Annotated in this window: 23 protein-coding genes; 4 read left to right on the top strand and 19 right to left on the bottom strand. The window is 71.2% G+C overall.

All coding sequences use genetic code 11. From position 1 onward, the window contains the following. Positions 1–53: 53 nt before the first annotated feature. Both ACZ4TW_RS00865 and nusA read right to left on the bottom strand, forming a co-directional pair. Positions 54–299, bottom strand: coding sequence for a YlxR family protein (locus ACZ4TW_RS00865; RefSeq protein ID WP_376952336.1), 246 nt, complete (start codon positions 297–299; stop codon positions 54–56). Between the two features lie 57 nt (positions 300–356). Continuing rightward, positions 357–1355 carry a transcription termination factor NusA gene (gene nusA / locus ACZ4TW_RS00870; RefSeq protein ID WP_465539240.1) on the bottom strand — a complete coding sequence of 333 codons (999 nt, stop codon included), beginning with the start codon at positions 1353–1355 and terminating at the stop codon, positions 357–359. 172 nt (positions 1356–1527) lie between these two features. On the opposite strand from nusA, the gene ACZ4TW_RS00875 reads away from it, so the two are divergent. Next, on the top strand, positions 1528–3033 hold the full coding sequence (locus tag ACZ4TW_RS00875) for an alanine/glycine:cation symporter family protein (RefSeq protein ID WP_465539242.1): 1506 nt from the start codon (positions 1528–1530) through the stop codon (positions 3031–3033). Between the two features lie 56 nt (positions 3034–3089). On the opposite strand, the gene ACZ4TW_RS00880 is transcribed toward ACZ4TW_RS00875, so the two are convergent. Next, positions 3090–5135, bottom strand: coding sequence for a PhoX family protein (locus ACZ4TW_RS00880; RefSeq protein ID WP_465539244.1), 2046 nt, complete (start codon positions 5133–5135; stop codon positions 3090–3092). A 233-nt stretch (positions 5136–5368) separates the two neighbouring features. Here ACZ4TW_RS00880 and ACZ4TW_RS00885 point away from each other — a divergent pair, with 233 nt between their 5' ends. After that, the gene (locus ACZ4TW_RS00885) at positions 5369–6178 is read left to right on the top strand and encodes a DUF1206 domain-containing protein (protein WP_465539245.1); all 810 of its coding nucleotides are present in this window, start codon (positions 5369–5371) and stop codon (positions 6176–6178) included. 54 nt (positions 6179–6232) lie between these two features. On the opposite strand, the gene ACZ4TW_RS00890 is transcribed toward ACZ4TW_RS00885, so the two are convergent. The 15 genes from ACZ4TW_RS00890 to ACZ4TW_RS00960 form a co-directional block, all read right to left on the bottom strand. Then, positions 6233–7999: a proline--tRNA ligase gene (locus tag ACZ4TW_RS00890; RefSeq protein WP_465539247.1), complete on the bottom strand. Its 1767-nt coding sequence runs from the start codon at positions 7997–7999 to the stop codon at positions 6233–6235. 136 nt (positions 8000–8135) lie between these two features. Further along, positions 8136–9266, bottom strand: coding sequence for a flavodoxin-dependent (E)-4-hydroxy-3-methylbut-2-enyl-diphosphate synthase (ispG, locus tag ACZ4TW_RS00895; RefSeq protein ID WP_465540235.1), 1131 nt, complete (start codon positions 9264–9266; stop codon positions 8136–8138). An 85-nt stretch (positions 9267–9351) separates the two neighbouring features. Further along, positions 9352–10443 (bottom strand): YihY/virulence factor BrkB family protein, encoded by a 1092-nt coding sequence (locus ACZ4TW_RS00900; RefSeq protein WP_465539249.1) that lies wholly within the window; start codon positions 10441–10443, stop codon positions 9352–9354. A gap of 109 nt (positions 10444–10552) precedes the next feature. Beyond that, complete coding sequence (locus tag ACZ4TW_RS00905; protein ID WP_465539250.1) at positions 10553–11632, bottom strand: alpha/beta fold hydrolase; 1080 nt, start codon at positions 11630–11632, stop codon at positions 10553–10555. Then, positions 11629–12279 carry a CoA transferase subunit B gene (locus ACZ4TW_RS00910; protein ID WP_465539252.1) on the bottom strand — a complete coding sequence of 217 codons (651 nt, stop codon included), beginning with the start codon at positions 12277–12279 and terminating at the stop codon, positions 11629–11631. Before ACZ4TW_RS00910 ends, ACZ4TW_RS00905 begins: the two co-directional genes overlap by 4 nt. A 1-nt stretch (position 12280) precedes the next feature. Then, on the bottom strand, positions 12281–13054 hold the full coding sequence (locus ACZ4TW_RS00915; RefSeq protein ID WP_465539254.1) for a CoA transferase subunit A: 774 nt from the start codon (positions 13052–13054) through the stop codon (positions 12281–12283). Further along, positions 13051–13983, bottom strand: coding sequence for an alpha/beta fold hydrolase (locus ACZ4TW_RS00920; protein ID WP_465539255.1), 933 nt, complete (start codon positions 13981–13983; stop codon positions 13051–13053). The genes ACZ4TW_RS00915 and ACZ4TW_RS00920 overlap by 4 nt, the downstream gene beginning before the upstream one ends. Continuing rightward, entirely contained in the window at positions 13980–14753 is a 774-nt protein-coding gene (locus tag ACZ4TW_RS00925; RefSeq protein ID WP_465539257.1) for a 3-hydroxybutyrate dehydrogenase, read from the bottom strand. The genes ACZ4TW_RS00920 and ACZ4TW_RS00925 overlap by 4 nt, the downstream gene beginning before the upstream one ends. Continuing rightward, a complete protein-coding gene (locus ACZ4TW_RS00930; protein ID WP_465539259.1) occupies positions 14750–15412 on the bottom strand; it encodes a TetR/AcrR family transcriptional regulator in 663 nt (220 codons plus the stop codon). Before ACZ4TW_RS00930 ends, ACZ4TW_RS00925 begins: the two co-directional genes overlap by 4 nt. Next, a complete protein-coding gene (locus ACZ4TW_RS00935) occupies positions 15409–16989 on the bottom strand; it encodes a class I adenylate-forming enzyme family protein (protein ID WP_465539261.1) in 1581 nt (526 codons plus the stop codon). The genes ACZ4TW_RS00930 and ACZ4TW_RS00935 overlap by 4 nt, the downstream gene beginning before the upstream one ends. Then, positions 16982–18070 (bottom strand): branched-chain amino acid ABC transporter permease, encoded by a 1089-nt coding sequence (locus ACZ4TW_RS00940; RefSeq protein WP_465539263.1) that lies wholly within the window; start codon positions 18068–18070, stop codon positions 16982–16984. The genes ACZ4TW_RS00935 and ACZ4TW_RS00940 overlap by 8 nt, the downstream gene beginning before the upstream one ends. 8 nt (positions 18071–18078) lie before the next feature. Then, the gene (locus ACZ4TW_RS00945; protein ID WP_465539265.1) at positions 18079–18954 is read right to left on the bottom strand and encodes a branched-chain amino acid ABC transporter permease; all 876 of its coding nucleotides are present in this window, start codon (positions 18952–18954) and stop codon (positions 18079–18081) included. Continuing rightward, complete coding sequence (locus tag ACZ4TW_RS00950) at positions 18954–19688, bottom strand: ABC transporter ATP-binding protein (RefSeq protein WP_465539267.1); 735 nt, start codon at positions 19686–19688, stop codon at positions 18954–18956. Before ACZ4TW_RS00950 ends, ACZ4TW_RS00945 begins: the two co-directional genes overlap by 1 nt. Continuing rightward, positions 19685–20440: an ABC transporter ATP-binding protein gene (locus tag ACZ4TW_RS00955; protein WP_465539269.1), complete on the bottom strand. Its 756-nt coding sequence runs from the start codon at positions 20438–20440 to the stop codon at positions 19685–19687. Before ACZ4TW_RS00955 ends, ACZ4TW_RS00950 begins: the two co-directional genes overlap by 4 nt. 36 nt (positions 20441–20476) lie before the next feature. After that, the gene (locus ACZ4TW_RS00960) at positions 20477–21682 is read right to left on the bottom strand and encodes a substrate-binding domain-containing protein (RefSeq protein ID WP_465539271.1); all 1206 of its coding nucleotides are present in this window, start codon (positions 21680–21682) and stop codon (positions 20477–20479) included. A 153-nt stretch (positions 21683–21835) separates the two neighbouring features. On the opposite strand from ACZ4TW_RS00960, the gene ACZ4TW_RS00965 reads away from it, so the two are divergent. Together ACZ4TW_RS00965 and ACZ4TW_RS00970 are read left to right on the top strand one after the other, a co-directional pair. Beyond that, positions 21836–23020 (top strand): acetyl-CoA C-acetyltransferase, encoded by a 1185-nt coding sequence (locus tag ACZ4TW_RS00965; RefSeq protein ID WP_465539273.1) that lies wholly within the window; start codon positions 21836–21838, stop codon positions 23018–23020. Positions 23021–23025: 5 nt separating this feature from the next. Next, the gene (locus ACZ4TW_RS00970) at positions 23026–24279 is read left to right on the top strand and encodes a low temperature requirement protein A (protein ID WP_465539275.1); all 1254 of its coding nucleotides are present in this window, start codon (positions 23026–23028) and stop codon (positions 24277–24279) included. 184 nt (positions 24280–24463) lie between these two features. Here the strand turns inward: ACZ4TW_RS00970 and ACZ4TW_RS00975 are convergent, their stop codons facing one another. Further along, complete coding sequence (locus ACZ4TW_RS00975; protein WP_465539276.1) at positions 24464–25786, bottom strand: ABC transporter substrate-binding protein; 1323 nt, start codon at positions 25784–25786, stop codon at positions 24464–24466. Positions 25787–25807: the final 21 nt, after the last annotated feature.

Raw genomic sequence — 25807 nt, forward strand, 5'->3', positions numbered from 1 at the left:
GGGGACCATCAATGGCGGACGGGTCTCATTTCGAGCCGCTCATGAGTTGTCCATTAGCCGTTCAACCTTTTTTCCAGATCGGATGTGTCCAGCTCGCCCTGCACGCGGAGTGCGCGCCCGAAGGCGCGCCGTCGCTGGGCGAGTCGGAAGCACTCGAGCGTCGGATGCAGCCATGCGCCACGCCCGTCGAGCACCGCCGATTCATCGGCGAGGACTCGGGATTGCTGGGCGACGACCCTCAGAAGCGAGGACCGCGGAGCGCGCGAACGGCATCCGATGCACGTTCTGACGGGTTCCATCCTACACCTCCGGCCCGGACGCCCCGCCGCACCGCCCTAGCGGGGCCCGGGCCGGCCTCACGCCTGGTCGAGGATCGAGTCGGGCTGGATGTCGATCTTCGCTCCCGTGAGCTTGGCGGCGAGGCGCGCGTTCTGACCCTCCTTGCCGATCGCGAGCGAGAGCTGGTAGTCGGGCACGAGCGCGCGCACGGCACGCGTGTTCTCGTCGATGACGTAGGCGCTGGTGACCTTGGCCGGCGAGAGGGCGCTGGCGACGAACGTCGCGAGGTCCTCATTCCAGTCGACGATGTCGATCTTCTCGTTGCCGAGCTCGGAGGTCACGGCGCGCACGCGCTGTCCGAGCTCGCCGATGCAGGCGCCCTTGGCGTTCACGCCCGGCTGGTTCGCGCGCACCGCGATCTTGGTGCGGTGACCCGCCTCGCGGGCGAGCGAGACGATCTCGACGACGCCCGAGGCGATCTCGGGCACCTCGAGCGCGAACAGCTTGCGCACGAGCGCGGGATGGGTGCGCGACACCGTGATCGAGGGGCCCTTCGCGCCCTTGGCGACGCTCGTGACGTACACGCGGATGCGCTGGCCGTGCGGGTACTCCTCGCCCGGCACCTGCTCCTCGGGCGGGAGGATCGCCTCGACGGCGCCCAGGTCGATGTGCACCATCCGCGGATTCGGCCCCTGCTGGATGACGCCCGCGACGATGTCGCCCTCGCGCCCGCGGAACTCGCCGAGCACGGCGTCGTCGGCGAGGTCGCGCAGGCGCTGGTTGATGACCTGCTTGGCGGCGAACGCCGCGATGCGCCCGAAGTCGCTCGGGCTGTCCTCGGCCTCGCCGATGACGTCGCCGTTCTCGTCGTACTCCGGGACGTAGATCGAGACGTGACCGGTCTTGCGGTCGAGGTGCGCGCGGGCGCCCTTGGGGTTCGCGTGACCGTGCTGCGAGGGGTTGGTGTGCTTGAGGTAGGCCATCAGGATCGCCTGCTCGATGATCTGCACCAGTTCGTCGAACGGGATCTCCTTCTCGCGCTCCATCATGCGGAGCACGCTGAGGTCGATGTCCATTCCGGCCTCCTCTATTCAGCTCTTCTTCCGCGTCCCCTCGTCGGCGGAACACTCAAGCGTAGCGGATGACGCGGCGTCGGGTCATCCGCGCGGCCGCCCCGCTCCAGCCCGGGTCGCGCATCCGACCGCGTGGTTGCCGAGTCCCGCTCGGCTCTGCTGCCATGCTGGCCGGATGGACGCCGTCAACGACCTCGTGCTCGCCGCGGGCGACACCCTCTGGACCTGGATCGTGCTGCCCGTCGTGGTGGTGCTCGGCCTCTACTTCACTCTGCGCTCGGGCGTCGTGCAGTTCCGGCTGATCCCGGAGATGTTCCGTACGCTCACCGACAAGACGCCACGTGATGAGAGCGGCCGTCCGCAGTCGGTGTCGGCGTTCCAGGCGTTCACCATCTCGGCGGCATCGCGAGTCGGCGTCGGCAACATCGCGGGTGTCGGCACGGCGATCGCGATCGGCGGGCCCGGCGCCGTGTTCTGGATGTGGCTCATGGCGTTCGTCGGCGGCGCCTCGGCGTTCGTGGAGTCGAGCCTCGGCCAGCTCTTCAAGGTGCGCGACAAGGACGGGTTCCGCGGCGGTCCGGCGTACTACATCGAGCGCGGCCTGAAGGCCAGGTGGGCCGGGATCCTGTTCGCGGTCATCCTCATCCTGTGCTTCCCGTTCGCGTTCTCGTCGCTCCAGGCGAACACGATCAGCGCCTCGCTCACCGGGGCCGTCGCGCCCGACGGAGGCGGCGAGTGGATCGCCTGGATGGTCGGCGCGGTGCTCGCGCTGCTCACCGGGCTCGTCGTCTTCGGTGGCGTGCGCCGCATCGCGCACGTCACGCAGGCGGTCGTCCCGCTCATGGCGCTGATCTACCTGGTGGTCGGCCTCGTCATCGTCGCCCTGAACATCACCCGCCTGCCCGAGGTGTTCGCCTCCATCTTCACGGAGGCGTTCGGGTTCAACGAGGTCGTCGGCGCCACGCTCGGCACGATCATCCTCACCGGCGTCAAGCGCGGCATGTTCTCGAACGAGGCGGGGCTCGGCTCCGCGCCGAACGCCGGCGCGAGCGCGGCGGTCACCCACCCGGTCAAGCAGGGCCTCGTGCAGACCCTCGGCGTCTACTTCGACACCTTCCTCGTCTGCTCGATCACGGCGTTCATCATCCTGGTGTCGAATCCCGACCTCGCGAACGCCGAGCGCGGCATCGGCCTGACCCAGGCCGCGATGGTCGCGAACCTCGGCTCGTGGGCGAGCCTGCTCCTCACGCTCATCGTGTTCCTGCTCGCGTTCAGCTCCATCCTCGGCAACTACTACTACGGCGAGTCGAACATCGAGTTCATCTCGCCCAAGCCCTGGCTGCTCACGACCTACCGCTCGCTCGTGGTGGTGGCGATCTTCGTCGGCTCGATCGCCGGCGCCGACCTCGTCTGGAACACCGCCGACGGCATGATGGGCCTCATGGCGCTCGTGAACCTCATCGCGATCGCCCTGCTCTCGGGCGTCGCGTTCCGCCTGCTGCGCGACTACACGCACCAGCGCCGGCAGGGACGCGACCCCGTGTTCACGCGCGCGCTGCTGCCCGACGTCACGGGCATCGAGTGCTGGGTCGACGAGCGCTCCGTCACGGGCCCGATCGACCTGGCGACCGCGGCGCACCAGGCCGACAAGCACCGCGACCACCTGCACCACGAGGAGTGAACGACTCAGGGGGTGACGGATGCCGCGGCATCCGTCACCCCCTGAGTTCGCCGCGCTCAGCCCTTCCAGACCTGCACGACCGACGGGCGCGGCGCGGCCGCCGTGCCCTCGCCGTGCTGCTGGACGTAGTCGGGGAAGAACGAGACCTGCTCGTCGTAGGAGCCGTCCTCCCCCGGGTGCTGCACCGCGACGAACACCAGGCCCTCGCGGTCGTGGATCACGGGGCCGCAGGTCTCCGCGTCGCGGGGCACCGAGAGGAACTGCTGCACGTTCCCGCGCTCGGGTCCCTCGAGCGGCACCCGGAACAGGCCGTCGTTGTAGCCGATGGTGCTCGGCGCTCCATCGGTCGAGATCCACAGGTTGCCCTCGGAGTCGAACGCGACGTTGTCGGGGCACGAGATCGGCGACACCAGCTCCTTCGGGAAGCCGGCGAAGTACGTGTACGCCGTGGTCGACGGGTCGCCGCAGAGCAGCAGGATGCTCCAGCCGTACGTCTCACCCGCCTGGCCGGCCGTCTCGGTGATCTCGACGACGTGGCCGTAGCGGTTGCCCGTGATCGGGTTGACCTCGTCGACGGGCGCCGCGGCGCGGCCGCGGTTGCTGTTGTTGGTCAGCGCGAGGTAGACCTTGCCCGTGCGGGGGTTCGGCTCGACGTCCTCCGGGCGGTCCATCTTGGTCGCACCCATGAGGTCGGCGGCCAGGCGCGTGTAGACGAGCACCTGCTCGGTCGACATGCCGGGCACGACGCTCTCGCCGTCGCGGGTCAGGGCGATCCACTCGCCGCTGCCGTCGAAGGCGCCGTCGGACGGCAGGGTGCCCGCACCGGTGATCTCGCCGGCCGGCGAGTTGCCCGCGAAGCGCGCGACGAACAGGTCGCCCTCGCTCAGCAGCTGCATGTTCTTACTGCGCGCCCCGGTCGAGGTCGCGGCGGTGTAGCGACCCTTCGAGACGAACTTGTAGAGGTAGTCGTTGCGCTCGTCGTCGCCCATGTAGGCCACGACGCGGCCGTCCTCGGCGATCGTGACGTTCGCGCCCTCGTGCTTGAAGCGGCCCATCGCGGTGTGCTTCCTCGGCGTCGACGTCGGGTCGCCCGGGTCGATCTCGACGATGTAGCCGAAGCGGTTCGGCTCGTTGACGAACGCGGGGTCGTGCGCGTCGAAGCGCGGGTCGTACTGCTCCCAGCCCGTCGAGGTCGTCGAGGTCGAGGAGGCGCTGTACCGCTTCTGCTCGGCGGTGTCGGCAGCCCAGGCGAAGTAGCCGTTGAAGTTCTCCTCGCCCGAGAGCACCGTGCCCCACGGCGTCGTGCCGCCGGCGCAGTTGCCCAGCGTGCCCTTGACCCAGCGGCCCTCGGGGTCGTCGGCGGTCTTCACGAGGTCGGAGCCGGCGGCGGGGCCCGTGAGCTCGAAGACGGACTCGACCGTGAGGCGGCGATTGCGCTTCCCGTCGACCACGTACGTCCACGGGTCGCCGACGCGGCGGCGCTGCACCTCCACGACGGCCATTCCCATCGCCGCCTTGTAGATCTCGCCACGGCGACGCAGCTCGTCGGGGTCGCTCGTCGCGGGGAACATGAGGTTCGGGTTCACGTACTCGTGGTTCGTGACGAGCACGCCGCTCTTGCCGCTGGGGTCGGCGATGATGTCGAGGTAGTCGTTGTTGTACCCGAACTGCCCGGCCTGGGCCTCAGCGGTCTGGTGCTCGAAGTCGAACGACGGGACCGATGCGAACAGCGGGTCGCCCCAGCGGATGATCGGCTGCCAGCGGTACCCGGCGGGAACGGTGAACTCGTCGACCAGGCGGCCGACGGGATCGATCGGATCGAACGCGAGGCCGGCGGTGCCGGGCTTCGCGGCGAAGGCGGGGCTGACATCGCCGCCGCCCGCCGCGCCGCCGAGCACGAGGCCGATCGCTCCGGCCACGCCGAGGCCGAGCACGGACCGGCGCGAGATCGCCTGCGACGCGATGTCGCGGAAGTGGGCGTTGTCGGACGTGTTGCACTCGGGACCGAGGCAGGCGTCGGCGCACTTCAGCCGGCAGGTCACCGGCGAGCGCTTGCCGATCGCGTGCGCGACCGGGGTGAGGCGGAGTTCGGGGATGGTCATGGCAGCTCCTCGTTCAGTGCGCGGGGCAGCCGCGCGTCGGGCCGGAGGGACGCGCCGAGCCTCTCGGGAGCGGGTGTCGCGATGGCGGCACGCAGGCGTCCGCCGGGTGAACGCGGGCGGACCGCTGGGCGAACGGCCTCCGGCGCGGCCGGGGCCTAGCACCGCCGGAGACCCCCGCGCAAGGAGGAGCACCGGTCTGCCTCCCGAGCGCGCTTCCTCAGTACGCTGGCGGCATGACATCGGCAACCGGCAAGTCCGCCGCGAGCGCGGCGCAGAACTCGCGCGTCCTCGAGATGCTGGCCCGCATCGGCTTCGTCGTGCTCGGCATCGTCCACATCGTGATCGGGGCGATCGCGATCTCCGTCGCCCAGGGCGCCGGTGGCGAGGCCGACCAGGGCGGCGCGATGCAGCAGGTCGCCAGCTGGCCCTTCGGCCTGTTCCTCCTCTGGGTCATCGCGATCGGCCTGTTCGCGCTCGGGCTGTGGCAGATCGCGGAGGCGTTCCTCGTCCGCGAGGCCGACGACAAGAAGAAGTGGGGCTACCGCGTCAAGTACGTCGGCACGGCCATCGCGTACATCGCCATCGCGATCACGGCGCTCGTCTACGCACTCGGCGGGCGTTCCGACTCCGACCAGTCGACGCAGACCCTGAGCGCCCAGCTGCTGGCCGCTCCCGGCGGCGTGGTCCTGCTCGTGCTCATCGGGCTGATCATCCTCGGCGTCGGCATCGCGTTCGTGTACCGCGGAGCGACGCGGGCGTTCGAGAAGCGCCTCCTGCTGCCCGGCAGTGGGCCGGCCCGCAAGGGCATCATCACGTTCGGCATGGTCGGCTACATCGCCAAGGGCATCGCCGTGGCGATCGTCGGCGTGCTCTTCGTCGTCGCCGCGGTCACGGCCGATCCGGAGGCCGCCGGCGGGCTCGACGACGCCCTGAAGAGCCTCGCCGAACTGCCCTTCGGCGTCGTCATCCTCTGGCTCGTCGGTGCCGGACTCATCGTCTACGGCGTCTTCTGCTTCGCGCGGGCGCGCTACGCCAAGATGTGATCTCGCGCAGAACGCCCCCGGTCGCCCGATGGGCGCCGGGGGCGTTCTCGTGTCTCAGCGGCCGAGCGCTGCACGGACGCCGTCGATCGGCACGCTCGTGCGCTCCCCCGACTCGCGGTCCCAGACCTCGACGACGCCGTCGGCGACGCCACGCCCCGCGATGACGATCTTCGGCACGCCGATCAGCTCGGCGTCGGCGAACTTGACACCCGGCGAGAGCTTGGGGCGGTCGTCGTAGAGCACCTCGAGGCCCGACGCCTCGAGGTCGGCGACGACGCGCTCGGCGGCGTCGAACGCCGCGGCATCCTTGCCGGTGGCCAGCACGTGCACGTCGAACGGCGCGACCGCGGCGGGCCACACGAGGCCCTTCTCGTCGTTGTGCAGCTCGGCGATGATCGCGAGGATGCGGGTCACGCCGATGCCGTACGAGCCCATGGTGACCGTCGCGAGCTTGCCGTTCTCGTCGAGCACCTTGAGGCCGAGCGCGTCGGCGTACTTGCGGCCGAGCTGGAACACGTGGCCGATCTCCATGCCGCGCGCGATCTCGACCGGGCCCGAGCCGTCGGGCGCCGGGTCGCCGTCGCGGACGTTCGCCGCCTCGATCGTGCCGTCGGCGATGAAGTCGCGGCCGGCCACGAGCCCGAACACGTGCTTCTCGTCGAGGTTGGCACCCGTGATCCACTCGGTGCCGTCGACCACGCGCGGGTCGACGAGGAAGCGGATGCCGGTCGAGGACTCCGCCCCGAGCACCGCGCCCTCGGGCGACCACGGACCGATGTACCCCTTGACCAACCCGGGGTGCCTCGCGAAGTCCTCCTCGGTCGCGGCCTCGACCTCGGCGGGCGCGAACGCGACCTCGACGCGCTTCATGTCGACCTCGCGGTCGCCGGGCAGGCCGACGACGACGACCTCGCGCGCGCCGTCGACGTGCGTGAGGGCGAGCACGACGTTCTTCAGCGTGTCGGCGGCGGTCCAGGATCGGCCGTCGGGACGCGGGTACTCGGCGTTCGCGAGGTCGACGAGCGTCGCGATCGTGGGCGTGTTCGGGGAGTCGAGGATAACGGCCGGCGGCAGCCCGTCGAACGGGATCGGCTCGGGCGCGAGCGTGACGAAGGCCTCGACGTTCGCGGCGTAGCCGCCCGCCGTGCGGACGAACGAGTCCTCGCCGACGGGGGTGGGGTGCAGGAACTCCTCGCTCTTCGAGCCGCCCATAGCGCCCGCGTCGGCCTGCACGATGACGTAGTCGAGCCCGAGCCGGGCGAAGATACGCTCGTAGGCGTCGCGCTGCGCCTGGTAGCTCGCGTCGAGCCCGGCGTCGGTCACGTCGAACGAGTAGGCATCCTTCATGGTGAACTCGCGGCCCCGGAGCAGGCCCGCACGCGGCCGAGCCTCGTCGCGGTACTTGTCCTGGATCTGGTAGATCGTCAGGGGCAGTTCCTTGTACGACGAGTAGAGGTCCTTCACGAGCAGCGTGAAGACCTCCTCGTGCGTCGGCGCGAGCAGGTAGTCGGCCTCCTTCCGGTCCTTCAGGCGGAACAGCGCGTCGCCGTACTCGGTCCAGCGGCCGGTCTGCTCATAGGGCTCGCGCGGCAGCAGCGCCGGGAAGTGCACCTCGTGCGCTCCCGCGGCCTCCATCTCCTCGCGGATGACGCGCTCGATCTTCGCCTTCACGCGCAGGCCCAGCGGCAGCCACGCGAACACGCCCGGCGCCTGGCGCCGGATGTAGCCGGCGCGCACGAGCAGCTTGTGGCTCGTGACCTCGGCGTCGGCAGGGTCTTCGCGGAGCGTGCGGAGGAAGAAGTTCGTCAGGCGTGTGGGCACCCGAGAATTCTACTGACGACGGATGCCGCGCCCGCGCGCCGCTCAGACGCCCTCGTCGTCGTCCTCCTCGTCCTCCATGGCGAAGTGGTCGGATCCGCTCACCTTGCTCGCGGCAGGGCCGGCGGCCAACGATGGACTAGGAGGTGACCACCTGCGGCGTGCCCACGGGCGCGTCGACGCCCATCTCGTCGGCGATGCGGTTGGCCTCGGCGATGAGGGTCTCGACGATCTCGGCCTCGGGCACGGTCTTGATGACCTCGCCCTTGACGAAGATCTGGCCCTTGCCGTTGCCGGATGCCACGCCGAGGTCGGCCTCGCGCGCCTCGCCCGGGCCGTTCACCACGCAGCCCATGACGGCGACGCGCAGCGGCACGCTCATGCCCTCGAGCCCGTCGGTCACGTCGTTCGCGAGCTTGTACACGTCGACCTGTGCTCGCCCGCACGAGGGGCACGACACGATCTCGAGCTTGCGCTCGCGCAGGTTCAGCGACTGCAGGATCTGCAGCCCGACCTTCACCTCTTCGACCGGCGGAGCCGAGAGCGAGACGCGGATGGTGTCGCCGATGCCCTCGGAGAGCAGGATGCCGAACGCGGTCGCCGACTTGATCGTGCCCTGGAACGCGGGCCCGGCCTCGGTCACGCCGAGGTGCAGGGGCCAGTCGCCGCGTTCGGCGAGGAGGCGGTAGGCCTTGACCATCACGATCGGGTCGTTGTGCTTGACCGAGATCTTGAAGTCGTGGAAGTCGTGCTCTTCGAAGAGGCTCGCCTCCCAGACGGCCGACTCGACGAGCGCCTCGGGGGTCGCCTTGCCGTACTTCTGCAGGAGCCGCGGATCGAGGGAACCCGCGTTGACGCCGATGCGGATCGAGACATCGGCCGCCTTGGCGCGACGCGCGATCTCGGCCACCTGGTCGTCGAACTTGCGGATGTTGCCGGGGTTCACGCGGACGGCCGCGCACCCGGCGTCGATCGCCGCGTAGACGTAGTTCGGCTGGAAGTGGATGTCGGCGATGACCGGGATCTGGCTCTTCTTGGCGATGATCGGCAGCGCCTCGGCGTCGTCGCGGCTCGGAACCGCCACGCGGACGATGTCGCAGCCCGACGCGGTGAGCTCGGCGATCTGCTGCAGGGTCGCGTTGATGTTCGGCGTCGGCGTCGTGGTCATCGACTGCACGCTCACCGGGGCGTCGCCGCCGACGAGGACCTTGCCCACCTTGATCTGCCGGGACTTGCGCCGGGGCGCGAGGACTTCGGGGACCTTGGGCATTCCGAGATTCACTGCAGGCACCGTGTCAGTCTAGGACCGGGCCGCTGGAGACCTCCTCAATCGAACGGATGCTTCGGCGGTCGCCTCAGCGGTCGCGGCGCCCGGACTCCTCGGCGGCCTCGCGTTCGGCGTCATCGGCGTGCGCCTCGCGGATCTTCCGGCCGAGCTCGATGTCCTCCCGCTCCTTCTCCTCGGCCTTGTCGATCTTGCGCGTGTCGCGCGGCGGCAGCTGGATGCGCTCCTCGGCGGGGATGCCGGCCTGCAGTTCGCGGCCGCGCTCGAGCTCGGCGTCGAACTCGGCCCCGAACAGCAGGGCGTTGTTGGCGATCCAGAGCCAGAGGAGGAAGACGATCGCGCCCGCCAGCGAGCCGTACGTGCGGTCGTAGTTGGAGAAGTTCGCGACGTAGAGCGCGAATCCCGCCGACGCGATCACCAGCACGAGGATCGCGAGCAGGGCGCCGAGGCTCACCCAGCGGAACTTGGGCTGCTTCGCGTTGGGCGTCGCGTGGTAGAGCAGCGCGACGATGAGGATCACGACGAACGCCAGCAGCGGCCACTTCGCAATCTCCCAGACCGTCCGGACCGCCTCGCCGAGCCCGAGGGCGTCGCCGATGGCATTCGTGATCGGACCCGAGACCACGAGGATCACGGCGACGATTGCGAGCAGGAGGACCGAGGCCACGGTGACCCCAAGCTGGATCGGCCGCAGCTTCCAGAACGGCCGCCCCTCCTTGATCTCGTAGATCCGGTTCATGGCCCGGCCGAAGGCGCCGACGTAGCCGGACGCCGACCACAGCGCGATGACCAGACCCGTGATGAACCCGAGGCCGGCCGCGGGCGAGTCGGCGAACCGTTGCAGCGGCTCGCTCAGGACGTCGAGCACCTGCGGCGGCGCGATGCCCTCGAGCACGCCGAGCAGCGCGTTCGTCCCGCCGCCGCCCTGCCCGACCAGCGCGAGCAGGGAGGTGAGCGCGAGCAGGCCGGGGAACAGCGCGAGCACGCCGTAGTACGTCAGCGCCGCGGCGCTGTCCTGGCATTCGTCGTCGATGAACTCGCGGAAGGTCTTGCGGAACACGTACTTCCACGACCGCTTGGACACCTCCGGCGGCGAATCCGGCTTCCGGGCATCCTCCGGGTCGGGGGCGATGCGGTCGTCGCGGACGGCGCGGTCGGTCATGATGCCTCCTCCGGCACCCGTCCCCCAGTCGCCATCCCATCTTCCGAGGCGGTGCCGGATCCGCGCGAGGGACTGGCGTCATCGGAGCGCGACGCCTATCCTGCGGGGTTCACGCCGCGGCGGACTCCTCTCCCGACAGCTGGGCGACGAGCTCGGCCACGAATCGCGCCTGGTCCTCGAGGTGCGGCGAATGCCCGCACGCCTCGAAGACGACCTCGCGGTACGCGCCGCCGCGCGCGGCGTAGCGGTCGAGCACCGCCCGGGTCTGCGCGATCATCGGCTGCGGCGGGGCGACTTCCGCCCCCGGCCAGCCCGGGATGACCCCGAGCGCGCCGAGGTGGTTGAGGTCGAACAGCGACGTGTCCGACACGATGACGTCCTGGGCGCCGCGGATCCACAGGATCGGCGGCTTGCGCTCGAGATCGGCGACGCCGCTCACGTCGAAGTTGGTCGGGGCCATGGTGTTGAGCACGCCGCGGTCGCCCGGCGCGAAGCCCGGCCAGTTGTCGGAGGTGCGGGAGTCGCCCGGGTAGTTGTGCTCGCCGATCGCCGTGGTGAGCATCGACTCGACCCACACGTCGTCGTGCTCCGAGCTGAATCCCGGCGCCACGTACGTCTGCAGGTACACCGAGCGCGGCGAGGCCGGCGCCTCATCCGTGCGGTCCCCGGCCTGGATGCGCGCGATGAAGTCGGGGTTCGCTCCCCCGCCGCCCGAGCCGGCGGCGTCGTCGGTGAGCGGCCGCCCCGCGGCATCCGTCGCCCCGAAGCCGTAGGGCGAGACGGGGTTCACGAGCGTGACGGATGCCACGGGCGGCTCGTGCTCGAGCAGGGCCTGCAGCACGACCCCGCCGCCCATGCTCCAGCCGACGAGGTGCACGTCGTCGAGGTCGAGCTCGCCGATCACCGACGCGAGGTCCTCGGCGTAGTCGCCGAGCCCGCGGGTCGCATCGACGGGCAGGATGTCGCTGCCGCCGAAGCCGCGCAGGTCGACCGCGAGCGCGCGCACGTCGTCGGGCAGGGCGAGCATCGTCGGCTGCCAGAACAGCGACGACGACACGTTGCCGTGCACGAAGAGCACGGTCCGCGGCGCGCCGGCCGCGGCATCCGCCGGGCGTTCGAGCACCTGGGCGGTGTAGCGGGGCGTGGCCACCCGGTGCGCGGTGATGCCCGGCAGGATCGTCGCGGTCATGCGAGCACCTCCACCGAGGAGGTGTCGAGCGGCGGCTGGGTCTTCTCCACGACCTCGTCGACGCTGACGCCGGGCGCCACCTCGACGAGCTTCAATCCGTCGGGCGTGACGTCGATCACGGCCAGGTCGGTGATGATGCGGTCGACGACGCCCCTGCCGGTGAGGGGCAGCGAGCACGCGTCGACGATCTTCGGCGAGCCGTCCTTCGCGACGTGCTCCATGAGCACGATGCGGCGGCGGGCGCCGTGCACGAGGTCCATCGCGCCGCCGGGACCCTTGACCATCTTGCCGGGGATCATCCAGTTGGCCAGGTCGCCGTCCTTCGACACCTGCATGGCGCCGAGGATGGCCGCGTCGACCTTGCCGCCGCGGATCATGCCGAAGCTCGTGGCCGAGTCGAAGTAGGCCGCACCCGGCAGCACCGTGACGGTCTCCTTCCCGGCGTTGATGAGGTCGGGGTCGACCTGGTCCTCGGTCGGGTACGGGCCGACGCCGAGGATGCCGTTCTCGGACTGCAGCACGACGGTGACGCCGTCGGGCACGTAGTTCGGCACGAGCGTCGGCAGGCCGATGCCGAGGTTCACGTACGAGCCGTCGGCGAGCTCCTTCGCCGCACGCGCGGCCATCTCGAGGCGGGTGAGCGCCATGTCAGTTCCCCTCTCGAACCGTGCGGCGTTCGATCCGCTTCTCGATGCCCCTGCCGACCTCGACGATGCGGTCGACGAAGATGCCGGGCAGGTGCACCGCGTCGGCGTCGATCCCGCCCGGCTCGACGAGCTCCTCGACCTGCGCGATGCACACCCGGCCGGCCATCGCGGCCAGCGGTGAGAAGTTGCGGGCCGACTTGTCGAACACCAGGTTGCCGTGCCGGTCGCCCTTCAGCGCGTGCACGAGCGCGAAGTCGGTCGTGATGGCCTCCTCGAGCACGAACTCGGCCTCCTCGCCGCGCACCGTGAAGGTCTGCACGGGCTTCGGCTTCGACGCGACCGCGATGGACCCGTCGGCGGCGTACTTCTGCGGCAGGCCGCCCTCGGCGACCTGCGTGCCGACGCCGGTCTGCGTGAAGAACGCGGCGATGCCCGCGCCGCCCGCGCGGAGCTTCTCGGCCAGCGTGCCCTGGGGGGTGAGCTCGAGCTCGAGCTCACCAGAGAGGTACTGCCGCTCGAACTCCTTGTTCTCGCCGACGTACGACGAGGTCATCTTGCGGATGCGGCCCTCGGCCAGAAGCACGCCGAGTCCCCAGTCGTCGACGCCGCAGTTGTTCGAGACGACCGAGAGCCCCCCGACACCGCGCTCGAGCAGCGCCTGGATCAGCACCATGGGGATGCCGCAGAGCCCGAATCCGCCGACGGCGAGCGACGCGCCATCCGGGATGTCGGCCACCGCCTCGGCGGCGGATCCGACGGTCTTGTCCAATGTCATCGTGTGACCTCCTTGTCAGCGACGGCGGTGACGGATGTCGCGGCGTCGGCCTCGGCCAGGCGCCGCGCGACGACCGCGGCGACCTGCGCCGCCCCGGCCTCCGTCATGACGATCGTGTAGTGGTTGCACCCCGCGACCTCGGTGACGCGGAGCGCCGGCATCCGTTCTGCGAACGCCGCCACCCGATCGCGAGGGTACAGGGCTTCGGGCTGGTCGAGCAGCCCCCGCTCGGCGCGCAGGAAGTCGACCGGCGCGGCCAGCGACGCGAGCTCGTCGGCGTACCCGTCGCTGCCGTCGAGCTCGAGCACGTTCTGCGCGACCGCCTCCGCCACCGACGACGAGCGGAGCTCGGGCGGCGTGCCGACGAGGTCGTACGCGACGTAGTCGGCGAGATGGTCGTCCCAGGCGGGACCGATCGCGGGGTGCGCCTTCCAGAAGTCGACGTACGCGGCCGGATCGGCGAACCGCATCTCGAGGCGCGCCAGCGCGGGGCCGAGCACCGCCGCGGCCACCTCGTCGGGTGCGAGCCCGTCGGGGTGCGGGATCGGCAGGCCGCCGTCGACGAGCACGAGGCCCGCGACCCGGTCGGGATGCGCGGCGGCGAAGCGCACGGTGACGAACGCACCCATCGAATGACCCAGCACGAACGCCCGGTCGATGCCGAGCGCGTCGAGCACGCGCGCCTGGTCGTCGGCGTGGTCGCGCAGCGACCACGGGCCGGGCAGCCCGTTCGAGCGTCCGCGACCTCTGAGGTCGGGTGCGACGATGCGGCGTTCCGGCAGCGCATCGGCGACGTGGTGCCAGGCCCGGTGGGTCGCGGTGATGCCGTGAAGGGCGAGGATGGGCGTGCCCGCGCCATCCGCCCGCCACTGGCCGCCGACGAGTTCGCCGCCCCGGACGGATGCGACGAACGGAGAAGGGTCGGTCATCGGGCGCTCCATCCGCCGTCCATGGTGTAGCTCGCTCCCGTGACCATGCGGGCGTCGTCGCTCGCGAGCCAGCGCACGAGGCTCGCGACCTCGCCCGGCTCGACGAGGCGCTTGATGGCCGACTCGGTGAGCATGACCTTCTCCACGACGTCCTCCTCGGGGATGCCGTGCACCTTCGCCTGGTCGGCGATCTGCTTCTCGACGAGCGGCGTGCGCACGTACCCCGGATTGACGCAGTTCGAGGTGACGCCGTGCGGACCGCCCTCGAGCGCGGTCACCTTCGACAGGCCCTCGAGGCCGTGCTTGGCCGACACGTAGGCGGCCTTGTACGGCGAGGCGCGCAGCCCGTGCACGCTCGAGACGTTGACGATCCGGCCGAAGCCGCGGTCGTACATGCCCGGCAGCGCCGCGCGGATGAGCAGGAACGGCGCCTCGAGCATGACGCGCAGGAGGAGCGAGAAGCGCTCGGGCTCGAACTCGTCGATGGGGCGCACGTGTTGGAGCCCGGCGTTGTTGACGAGGATGTCGGCCTCGAGCGACAGCTCGGCGAGCGCCGCGGTGTCACCGAGGTCGACCGTCCAGGCCTCGCCGCCGATCCGGTCGGCGACGGACGCCGCGGCCTCGCCGTCGAGGTCGGCGATCGTCACGTGCGCGCCCGCGTCGGCGAGCGCCTCGGCGCACGCGAGCCCGATGCCGCTCGCGCCGCCGGTTACGATCGCCCGGCGTCCGGCCAGGCCGCCCGGCCCCCTCGATCCGGTCGGTTCGGTCATGAATCCTCCTCATCGCCGCGGCGCGCGCCCCTCCCCAGGGCGCCGCCGATGAACCGCATCATCTCGTCGAGCACGTGGTCGGGCACCGCGCTGGTACCCGAGGCGAGCGGGTCGGCGGCGTCGCCGCTCCCGTTCGCGCCGTCGCCCCAGAGCACCCACCGCATGCCGATCATCTCGCCGATGCCCATGAGCGCCCACGCGGCCACGGTCGGGTCGATGTCGCCGATCTCGTCGTCGAGCTGCGCCAGGCGGAGCCCGTCGATGTAGCCCTCCACGATCCGCGTGTAGTGCAGGCGCAGCGCCTCGGGCGACACGAACTCGGCCTCGCGCACGATCCGGTACAGCGCCGGATGCTCGGCCGTGAAGCGGAAGAACGCGGCGAAGCCGGCGCGTTCTGCCTCGAGGCGGGTCGTCGCACCCGCGGCGCCCTCGCTCATCGCCTGGCGCACGCGGTGGTTCAGGTCCTCGACGAGTTCCTCGAACAGCTCGAGCTTGGAGTCGAAGTACAGGTAGAACGTGCCCTGGCCGACGCCGGCGCGGTCGGTGATGCGCGAGACGGATGCCTCCGTGTAGCCGTGCTCGGAGAACACGTGCTCGGCGGCCTCGAGCAGCCGGCGCCGGGTCTTCTCGCCGCGGGCGGTGCGCGGTGCCGCGCTCATGCGTCGATCCCCTCGGGCCGGGATGCCTCGTCGAGCCGCGCGGCTCGCTCGGCGAGGACCCGCCGCAGCGTCTTGGTCGCCGCACCGCGCGGGATCTCGTCGATGAAGTGGATGTCGCGCGGCACCTTGTAGCCGGCGAGCGAGCCGCGCGCGAACTCCGTCAGCTCCGCGGCATCCGTGATCGCACCGGGCCGCAGCACCACCCACGCCGAGCCCGCCTCGCCCCAGCGCTCGTCGGGCACGCCGACGACCGCGACATCCGCGACCGCGGGGTGGGCGATGAGCACCGACTCCACCTCGGCCGGCGAGACGCCCTCGCCCCCGGAGATGTAGACGTCGGTGAGCCGGTCGACGACGGTGAAGTAGCCGTCGGCATCGCGGCGGACGAGGTCGCCCGTGTGCAGCCATCCGCCGTTGAGCGCGGCCGCCGTGGCGTCGGGGTCGCGGAAGTAGCCCGCGAACACACCGGGACCCGAGACCAGCAGCTCGCCCTCGGCCGGGCCGTCGAGGAGCTCGCCGGTGGCCGGGTCGGCGACGGCGACGTCGACGTGCGCGTACGGCAGGCCCGCGGAGCCCACGCGCGAGGTGGCCTCGCGGTCGGGCAGGCAGAGCACGTTCGGGGACGCCTCGGTGAGCCCGTACCCCTGGGTGAGCGCCACGCCCCGGCGGTGCCACGTGCGCAGCAGCGCCGGCGGCATCGGCGCGCCGCCGACCACGGCGTGGCCGAGGCTCGACAGGTCGGTGCGCTCGAAGTCGGGGTGCTGCGCGAGGAACAGGTAGTTCGCGGGCACGCCCATCATGGTCGTGATGCGGCGCTCGGCGATGAGGTGCAGCACGCGGCCCGGGTCGAACGTGCGCTCGAGCACGACCGTCGCGCCCGCCCACCAGGCCAGCAGGGGCTGGATGTTCCAGCCGCCGACGTGGAACTGGGGCATGACGGCGAGCACGACGTCGTGCTCGGCGATCGGGATCGTCTTGGAAAGCGACAGGTTCGTCCAGAAGCAGTTCGCGTGGGTGAGCACGGCGCCCTTCGGCCGCGACGTGGTGCCCGAGGTGAACACGATGAGCAGGGCGTCGTCGTCCCGCACGTCGAGTCGCGTTCCGGGGGCCTCCGCGCGACCGGCCGGATGCGGCACGCGCTGCTCGACGCCGTGCGCGCCGAGGGCCGCGACCGGCAGCCGCCGCGCGAGCCGGTCGAGCGTGGCCCGAGCCGGCGACTGGAACTCCTCCTCGACGAGCAGGAGCGCCGGCTCGGCGATCTCGAGCTGCTCGGCCAGCTCGCGCGGTGACAGCCGCCACGACAGCGGGACGAGCGCGAGGCCGGCCTTGGCGCACGCGAAGAACAGCACGACGTGGTCGGCGCTGTTGCCCGTGACCGTCGCCACGCGGTCGCCGATCGCGTAGCCCGCGTCGCGGAACGCCGCGGCCAGCCGCGCCGCTCGTTCGTCGAGCTCGCGATACGTGACGACCACGCCGCGGTCGTCGATCGCGACGGCGTGGGGGGCGGTGCGGGCGCGGTCGGCGGTCCAGCGCCCCAGCGTGCCGGGTCCGTCGGCGCTCCTCAGTCCGTCAGGCATCGACGGCCTCCTCCGGCTCCACCGGGTGCTGCTTCCGCCCGGAGGCGATGCGGCCGGGGAGCCCGGCGATGCCCCCGGGCAGGAACAGCACCACGAGCACGAACAGCGTGCCCAGGATGAACAGGGGCTCGGACAGCGGAACCCGGAGCACGTCGGGCAGCGCGGCGACCGCGTCGGATCCGGCGAGCGCCGTGAGGCGCTGGTCGAGCAGTGTGTAGACGATACCGCCGACCACGGCGCCCCAGCGCGCCCCCACACCGCCGAGCACCACGATCACGAGGAGCGTCAGGGTGAAGTCGGCGGTGGCGATGCGCGGCGCGGCGCCCGACTGCAGCAGCAGGTAGCCCATGCCCGCCACCGCCGCGAGCACCGACGCGACGATGAAGACGAGCAGCTTGACGTCGTAGGGGCGCAGGCCGATGACCCGGACGCGCAGCTCGTTCTCGCGGATCGCCTCGGCGACGTGGCCGGCGCGGCTCCGCTCGACCCAGAGCACGACCAGGTAGACGACGACCAGGATACCGAGTGCCATCCAGTAGAGGTTGCGGGTGTCGACCACCCCGACGAGCTCGGCGGGCACGTGCGTGGTGTCGAGCGGGATGCCCTCGTCGCCGCCCGTGGCGCTGCCCGGGTTGCGCCGGATGAGCACCGACCCGGCCTGCGCGAAGGCGAGCGTGACCATCGCGAACGAGATGCCGGTCACGCGCAGCGCGAGTGAGCCGACGGTCGCGGCGAGGACGAACCCGAGCACGAGCGTCGCGCCGATGGATGCCACGAAGATCACCGGGCTCGGCCAGTCGGATGGTCCGAACGCCTCGAGCGTCATCGCGAGGCCGTAGGCGCCCGCGGCGAAGAACAGCGCGTGGCCGAACGAGAGCAGCCCGGCCAGGCCGAACATCATCCGGTAGCTGAGTGCGAGCGCCGCGATGAGCAGCGCGAACGCGAGCAACTGGAGGGTGCCCGGCGTGTACGTCGGGCCGGGCAGCACGCCCGGGATGTCGATCGCGAACAGCGGGAGCACCGCGAGCACGACGACGAGCAGGATGCCGCCGACGAGCAGGCGGAGCGACGTGGCGGTCATGCGACGGTTCATGCGGCCTTCCCCATGAGTCCCCTCGGGCGGATGAGCAGCACGGCGGCCAGGAGCACGACGACCACGAGATCGCCGGTGCCGCCGAGGAAGAAGTTCGCGAACTGCTGCAGGACGGCGACGAGCACCGAGGCGATCGCGGCGCCCGTGAACGAGCCGAGCCCGCCGATCACGGTGACGATGAACGCGAAGATGAGCAGCACCGATCCGAGGTGGGCCGACACGTATCCGTAGTAGACCGAGGCGAGCACGCCGCCGAGGCCGGCCGCGGCGCCGCCGATCGCGAACACGAGCGTGAACGAACGGCGTACGTCGATGCCGAGCGCGGTGACCATGTGGCGGTTCTCGACGCCCGCCCGGATGATCAGGCCGTACCGGGTGCGTCGGAGGAAGAGCACGATGCCGCCGAGCACGAGCGCCGCGCACGCGATGAGCAGGAAGCGGTCGTTCGGGATGCGCGCCCCCAGGATCACGGTCGTCTGCGTGAGCCACTCGGGCCGGTCGGTGTAGATCGGGTCGGTCCCCCAGATGCCCTCGAACAGCGCCACGGCCGCGAGCGAGATCCCGACGGTCACGAGCGCCTGCTCGATGTGCCGTTCGTAGAGCCGGCGGATGACGAGCACCTCCGTCAGCACCGCGACGGTCGCGCCGACGAGGATGCCGACCACCGCGGAGATCGCGAGCCCGGTCCATGTGCCGTCGGAGATGCGGCGCCCGGCCTCCCAGCCGAGGAACGCGGCGATCGTGAGGAACGCGCCGTGGGCGAAGTTCAGCACGCCCATGAGCCCGTAGATGAGGGAGAGGCCGCTGGCGACCAGGAAGTACAGCGCGCCGAGGCCGAGGCCCGTGACGAGCAGCAGGACGAGCGTGTCCATCAGGCGGCCTCCCGCTCGTCGTGCACGCCGAGGAATCGCTGGACGCGATCGTGGTCGTCGAGCAGCTCGGCGGCCGAGCCGGTGAACACCACACGACCCGAGGAGAGCACGACGACGCGCTCGGCCAGACGCCGCACGACGAGCAGGTTCTGCTCGACGAGCAGGATCGGCGCGGTGCGCGCGGCCTCGGCGAGCGCATCGGCGACCTCGTCGACGATGCGCGGCGCGAGTCCCTTGGTGGGCTCGTCGACGAGCAGCAGCCGGTTCTCGTTGACGAGTGCGCGGGCGAGCGAGACCATCTGCTGCTGTCCGCCCGAGAGCGTGCCGGCGCGCTGCTCGAGTCGCGCCTGGAGGTCGGGGAACAGGGATGCCACGAGCTCGCGCCGCGGCATCCGGTCGCGCTCGGCGAGCCGCAGGTTCTCCGCGACCGTGAGCGATCCGAACACCTCGCGGTCCTCCGGCACGTAGGCGACGCCGCGCTGCACGATGCGGTGCGTGGGCAGTCGGTCGATGCGCTCGCCGGCCAGCCGCACCTCGCCGGATCGGTCGATGAGTCCGAGGACGGACCTGATCGTGGAGGTCTTGCCGACGCCGTTGCGGCCGAGGAGCGCGGTCACGCCGGTCGCGGGCACGTCGAACGAGACATCCTCGACCACCTGCTGGCCGGCGATCCGGCCGTACAGGTTGCGGACGCTGAGGATCGGCTCGGCCGCGACGGGGGCGCTCGCGCTCATGCGGCGCTGCCCAGGTATGCGGACTGCACGGTGGGGTTCGCCATGACGGCCTCCGGTGAGTCGACGGCGAGCAGCTCGCCGTGGTGCATGACGGCGACCCGGTCGGCGAGGCCGAGCACGACGTCCATGTGGTGCTCGACCATGAGCACCGTGCGCCCACCGCGGTGGAGCCCGCGGATCACCTCGGTGAGGGCGGGGACGTCGGCCGAACCGACGCCCGCCATGGGCTCGTCGAGGAGGATCACGCGGGGTTCCATCGCGATGAGCATGGCGATCTCGACCTTGCGCTTCTCGCCGTGCGCGAGGCCCGCGGCGGTCGCGCCGGCCCGATGGGCCATGCCGACCTCCTCGAGCGCCGCGGCCGCACGCCGGGTCGCGGCATCCGTGCGCCGCGGGGTGCGGAACACGGATGCCGCGCGGCCCTCGCGTGCCTGGGCGGCGAGCCGCACGTTCTCGAGCACGTCGAGCGCCGGGAACAGGCTCGAGGTCTGGAACGTGCGGCCCAGCCCGGCGGCCGCGCGACGGTGCACGGGATGCCCGGTCACGTCGGCGCCCGCGAGGCGCACGACGCCCCCCGTGGGGCGCAGCACGCCCGAGGCGACGTTGAACAGGGTCGTCTTGCCGGCGCCGTTCGGGCCGATGACCCCGAGCATCTCGCCCTCGGGCACCGCGAGGGAGACGTCCTTCAGCAGGAGCGCGCCGCCGATGCGGAGGGTGACGTGCTCGAGTTCGAGCGCGACGTGGTCGGTCATTCGCGTGGGTCTTCCCGGTCGTCGATGCGGAGGCGGCTACTCGGCGACCGGCGGGGCGACGGTCTCGGCGTCGACGGTCTCGACGAGCTCGGGCTCCCAGCCGGCGTCGCCCTCGACGAGCGCGACCTGGTACATGGGCTGGATGAGTGCGTGGTCCTCCTCGCGCACGGTGACCTCGCCCTTGACGGACTCGAAGGTCCAGCCCTCGAGCGCGTCGATCATGGCCGCGACGTCGTCGCCGCCCTCGCGCACGGCCTGCACGATCATCTGCGCGGCGACGAACCCGTCGACCGAGAAGAGGTCGGGCTCGGCGCCGTTCTCCTCGAGGTGCGCGATCATCGCCTCCTCGATGTCGGTGCCGCCGGCGCCGCCGAAGTAGTGGTTGAGGAACGAGATGTTCCCCGACGCGTCGCCGTAGGCCTGGTAGGTCGCCACGTCGCCGAGGCCCGTGACGACCGGTGCGGCGTCGAACACCCCCTGCTGCTGCAGCGCGGTCCACATCGCGCCCGAGGAGGCGCCGGCCCACGCGACGAAGACGAGGTCGGGCTGCGCGGCGACGAGCTGCTGCGCGAACGGGGTGAACTCGGTCGCGTCCTCGGCGACGAGCACGCCCTCGACCGTGGCGCCCTGGCCGCCGAGCACGGCCTGCACGCCCGCGAGGTTGCCCTGGCCGAACGCGGTGTCCTGCGCGAACACGACGACCTTCTTGCCCTCGGCGTCGCCGATGAACGTGCCCGCGGTCGCGACATCCTGGTACGTCTGACGGCCGGAGCGGAACGTGTAGTCGTTGACGCCGGTGATCGCGTCGGTGGCGGCGGGGCCCGAGATGTACAGGATCTCGTTCTGCTCGGCCTGCTCGGCGAGCGAGGTCGCGATGCCCGACACGACGGTGCCGGCGATGACCTTCGTGCCCTGGCCGATGAGGTCCTTGGCCTTGGCGACCGCGGTGTCGGGGTTGCCCTGGTCGTCCTCCCAGGTGATCTCGAGCTCGCGGCCGTCGACCTCGCCGGTGCCTTCGGTGGCGTAGTCGAGCCCGGCCTCGAAGCCGGCGGTGTAGGCCTCGCCATAGGCTGCGAGCGGACCGGTCTGCGAGGTGATCATGCCGATCGCGACCGGGGCGGCCTCGGCGCCCTCGGAGTCGCCCCCGCCGGCGGCGGTGGTCGGTGCGCAACCGGCCAGCGTGATGGCGGTGGCCGCGGCGGCGACGAGCGCCGGCGCGAGGTACTTCGGTGTAACTCGCATGCTGTGTGCCTCTCAGGATGACGTCGGTGTCGTGGAAACCTGACAGGTGGTTCAGGTCTCAGGAACGTACACTAGAGTCGATCGCGCACGACGCGCAACCCGAAGCGGGTGCGCCCACCCTCGCGCACCCCGAGACGAAGGAGTCCGACCGAAATGAGCTTCCCCGACGTCGTCATCGTCGCCGGCGCCCGCACCCCGTTCGGCCGCATCATGGGCAACCTCGCAGGCCGCTCGGCCGTCGAGCTCGGCACGGCGGCCATCCGCGGCGCACTCGACAAGGCCGGCGTCTCCCCCGACGACGTCGACGCCGTGATCATGGGCCAGGTGCTGCAGGCCGGGGCCGGGCAGAACCCTGCGAAGCAGTCCGCCGTCGCGGCCGGCATCCCGTGGCGGGTGCCCGCGATCACCCTCAACAAGGTCTGCCTCTCGGGCCTCGTGGCGATCGCCGATGCCGCGCGGCTGATCCGCCTCGGCGAGGCGCAGGTCGTGGTGGCGGGCGGCCAGGAGTCCATGACCAACGCCCCCCACGTGCTCCCCGCGTCGCGGAAGGGTCACCTCTACGGCTCGATGGAGCTCATCGACGTCACCGCCAACGACGGACTCACCGACGCGTTCGACCGGGAGTCGATGGGCGCGTCGACCGAGCGCTTCAACGAGCGCTACGGCCTCGGCCGCGCCGAACAGGACGAGGTCGCGGCGGCGTCGCACGTGCGCGCGGGCAGGGCGCAGTCCGACGGGCTCTTCGACGACGAGATCGTTCCCGTCGAGATCCCGCAGCGCAAGGGCGACCCGGTCGTCGTCTCGACCGACGAGGGCGTCCGCCCCGACTCGACGCCCGAGGTCCTCGGCAAGCTCCGCCCCGCGTTCGCCGAGGGCGGCAGCATCACGGCGGGCAACTCCTCGCCGATCTCCGACGGCGCCGCCGCGGTCGTCGTCGCGAGTCGTGCGTGGGCCGAGGAGCGCGGCCTGCCGTGGCTCGCGCTGGTCGGGGCGTCCGGCCAGGTCGCCGGACCCGACAACTCGCTGCACTCCCAGCCCTCGAACGCGATCGCCGCGGCCCTCGAGCGCGACGGGTGGCAGGCCGCCGACCTCGACCTCGTCGAGATCAACGAGGCGTTCGCCGCGGTCTCGCTGCAGTCGATGAAGGACCTCGCGCTCGACCACGAGAAGGTCAACGTGCACGGCGGCGCGATCGCACTCGGCCACCCCATCGGCGCCTCGGGCGCCCGGCTCGCGCTGCACGCCGCGCTCGAGCTCTCGCGCCGCGGCGGCGGGAAGGCCGCGGTCGCGCTGTGCGGCGGCGGAGGACAGGGCGAGGCACTGCTGCTGTCACGATAGACACCATGAGCGAGCGCGCCGTCACCGGACTGGACCACCGGCTGCGCCGGATGACGGCGCGCGACCCCGCCGAGCCGCACCGCTCGGCGACACCGCTCGAGCTGTTCTTCGACCTCGTCTTCGTGGCCGCGTTCAGCCAGGCCGGCAGCCAGACCGCGCACCTGCTCGAGCTCGGCCACTTCGTGCCCGCGACGTTCGGTTTCGTGTTCGCGGTGTTCGCGATCGCGTGGGCGTGGATCAACTACGCGTGGTTCGCCTCGGCCTACGACAACGACGACGTCTTCTTCCGCGTCGCGACGATGATGCAGATGATCGGCGTCATCGTGCTGGCCCTCGGCCTGCCGCAGACCTTCCACTCGATCGACGAGGGCGGCGAGCTCGAGAACCGGGTCGTCGTGATCGGCTACGTGATCATGCGCGTCGCCGTCGTCGCGCTCTGGCTGCGGGCGGCGCGGCACGACCCCGCGCACCGCCGCACCGCGCTCGCGTACGCCGTGCTCGTGTCGATCGCGCAGGTCGGCTGGGTCACGTTGCTCATGGTGAACCCGCCGCTCCAGGCAGCGGTGGTGGCCTGGCTGGCGCTCGTCTCGTTCGAGATGGCCGGTCCGATCATCGCCGAGCGCGTCGGCGGCCCCACCCCGTGGCATCCGCACCACATCGCGGAACGGTACGGCCTGCTCGTGATCATCACGCTCGGCGAGATCGTGCTCGGCACGATCCTCGCGATCTCGGCCGTCGTCGAGGAACAGGGATGGGACGTCGAGGCGGTGCTCGTCACCGTCGGGGGCACGATGCTCGCGTTCGGGCTGTGGTGGGTGTACTTCATCATGCCCTCCGCGACGGTGCTCGCCCGGCATCGCAGCCGGGGCTGGGTGTGGGGCTACGGCCACATCGTGCTGTTCGGCGCCCTCGCGGCGACCGGCGCCGGCCTGCACGTGGCCGCATACGTGATCGAGGGCGTCGCGCACATCGACGACACGCTCGCACTGCTCACCGTCGTCGTGCCGGTCGGCGTGTTCTCGATCGCGCTGTTCACGCTCTACACGCTCCTGCTCCGCGAGTTCGACCCGTTCCACGTCCTGCTGTTCATCGGGAGCATCATCCCGCTGGTCGCGGCCGTCCAGGTGGTCGCCGCCGGCGCGAGCATGGGCACCGGCATCGTGATCGCGGCGCTCTCGCCGATCGTGGTGGTCGTCGGCTACGAGACCGTCGGCCACCGGCACCAGGCCGCCGCGCTGGAGCGGGCGCTCGCCGATTGACCGGCGTTGGGGGGGGGGGGGGGGGGGGGGGGGGGGGGGGGGGGGGGGGGGCGGGGTGGGGGGGGGGGGGGGGGGGGGGGGGGGGGGGGGGGGGGGGGGGGGGGGGGGGGTGTTCGGGGGGGGGGGGGGGGGGGGGGGGGGAAAAACCCCCCCCCCCGCGGCGTGCCTTTCGACGGAGTGCGGCCTACCAGCCCTCGATGCCGAGCTGCTGTGCCTGCTTCTTGACATCCTCGTCGTACTGCGCAGCGCCGTCAGCGGCCGAGGTGATGCCGGAGCCCACTGCGACGGTGATCTGCTCAAGCGCCGGTCCCTTGATGGGCGAGAGGAACTCGAGGGCGAGGCTGGTCTTGCCCTCGTCGAAGTAGGGCTGGAGGTCGGCGACCATGGCCGGCACGTCCTCGGGCAGCTCGCAGCCCTCGACCACGAACGGCCCCTGCGGCGAGTTGGACTCGGCCTGGATGTCGCAGGCCTCGGGCGTGGTCACCCACTCCAGGAACTTCTGCGCGGCCTCGAGCTTCTCGCCCTCGGTCGACTTCGGCACGTAGATCGTGTTGGTCGGCATCCACACCGTGAGGCCGTTCGACTCGGCGTCCGGTCCGGGCAGCGGGAAGGTGCCCACCACGTCGGCGGCCTCGGGGTTGGTGGTCGCGAGCTGAGAGGCAGCGAACGTCAGCATCGGGTAGTGCGCGCCCTCGCCGGTCGCGACCATCGAGACGCCGTCGGCGTAGAGCGCCGAGGCGAAGTCCTCGTTGAAGAGGTCCTTCTCGAAGGCCTCCTGCAGGTGCTCGAATCCGGCGAACGCGGGCTGGTCGACGTACTTGGCCTCGTTGTTCGTGTACTTCTCGGCCCAGTCCGGGTCCTCGGCGAGCACGTTGTTGAAGTCGCCCAGAACGAAGAGCTGCGACGTCCACGTGTCGCCGTAGGTCTGGATGATCGGGGCGGCGACGCCCGCCTGCTTGATCGCCTCGCTGTTGGCGATGAACTCGTCCCAGGTGGTGGGGATCTCGAGGCCGAGCTCGGCGTAGATGTCCTTGTTGTACAGCACCGCGCCGGCCATCGACTGGCCCATCGGAACGCCGTAGACGCCGTTGTCGGTCGAGACGCTCGCGATGAAGTTCTCGTCGAACTTGTCGATGTACGGCTGGTCGTCGAGGTTGACCAGGGTCTGGTCGGGGTTGAGGGCCTGCAGCAGCGAGCCGGAGTTGTACTGGAACAGGTCGGCCATCTCGCCGGTCGAGAGACGCGTTTTCACGACGTTGTCGCCGTCGGCGCCCTGCGGCCGGGTCTCGACTTCGATGGTGATGTCGGGGTTCTCGGCCGTGAACGCCTCGGCGAGGGCCTCGGCCGTGCCGACCGTCGCGTCGCCGTTGTCGACGAGGAACGTGAGCTCGACCGTGCCGTCGGCGGAACCGGAGTCGCCGGCGGAACAGCCGGCGAGGGCCAGCGACAGGGCGAGACCGCCTGCGCCGAGGGCGACGATCGAGCGTCGTGTGGTACGGGGGACCATGCTCTTTACCTCCATGTAAAG

Source organism: Agromyces sp. NPDC029043, from assembly GCF_055564615.1.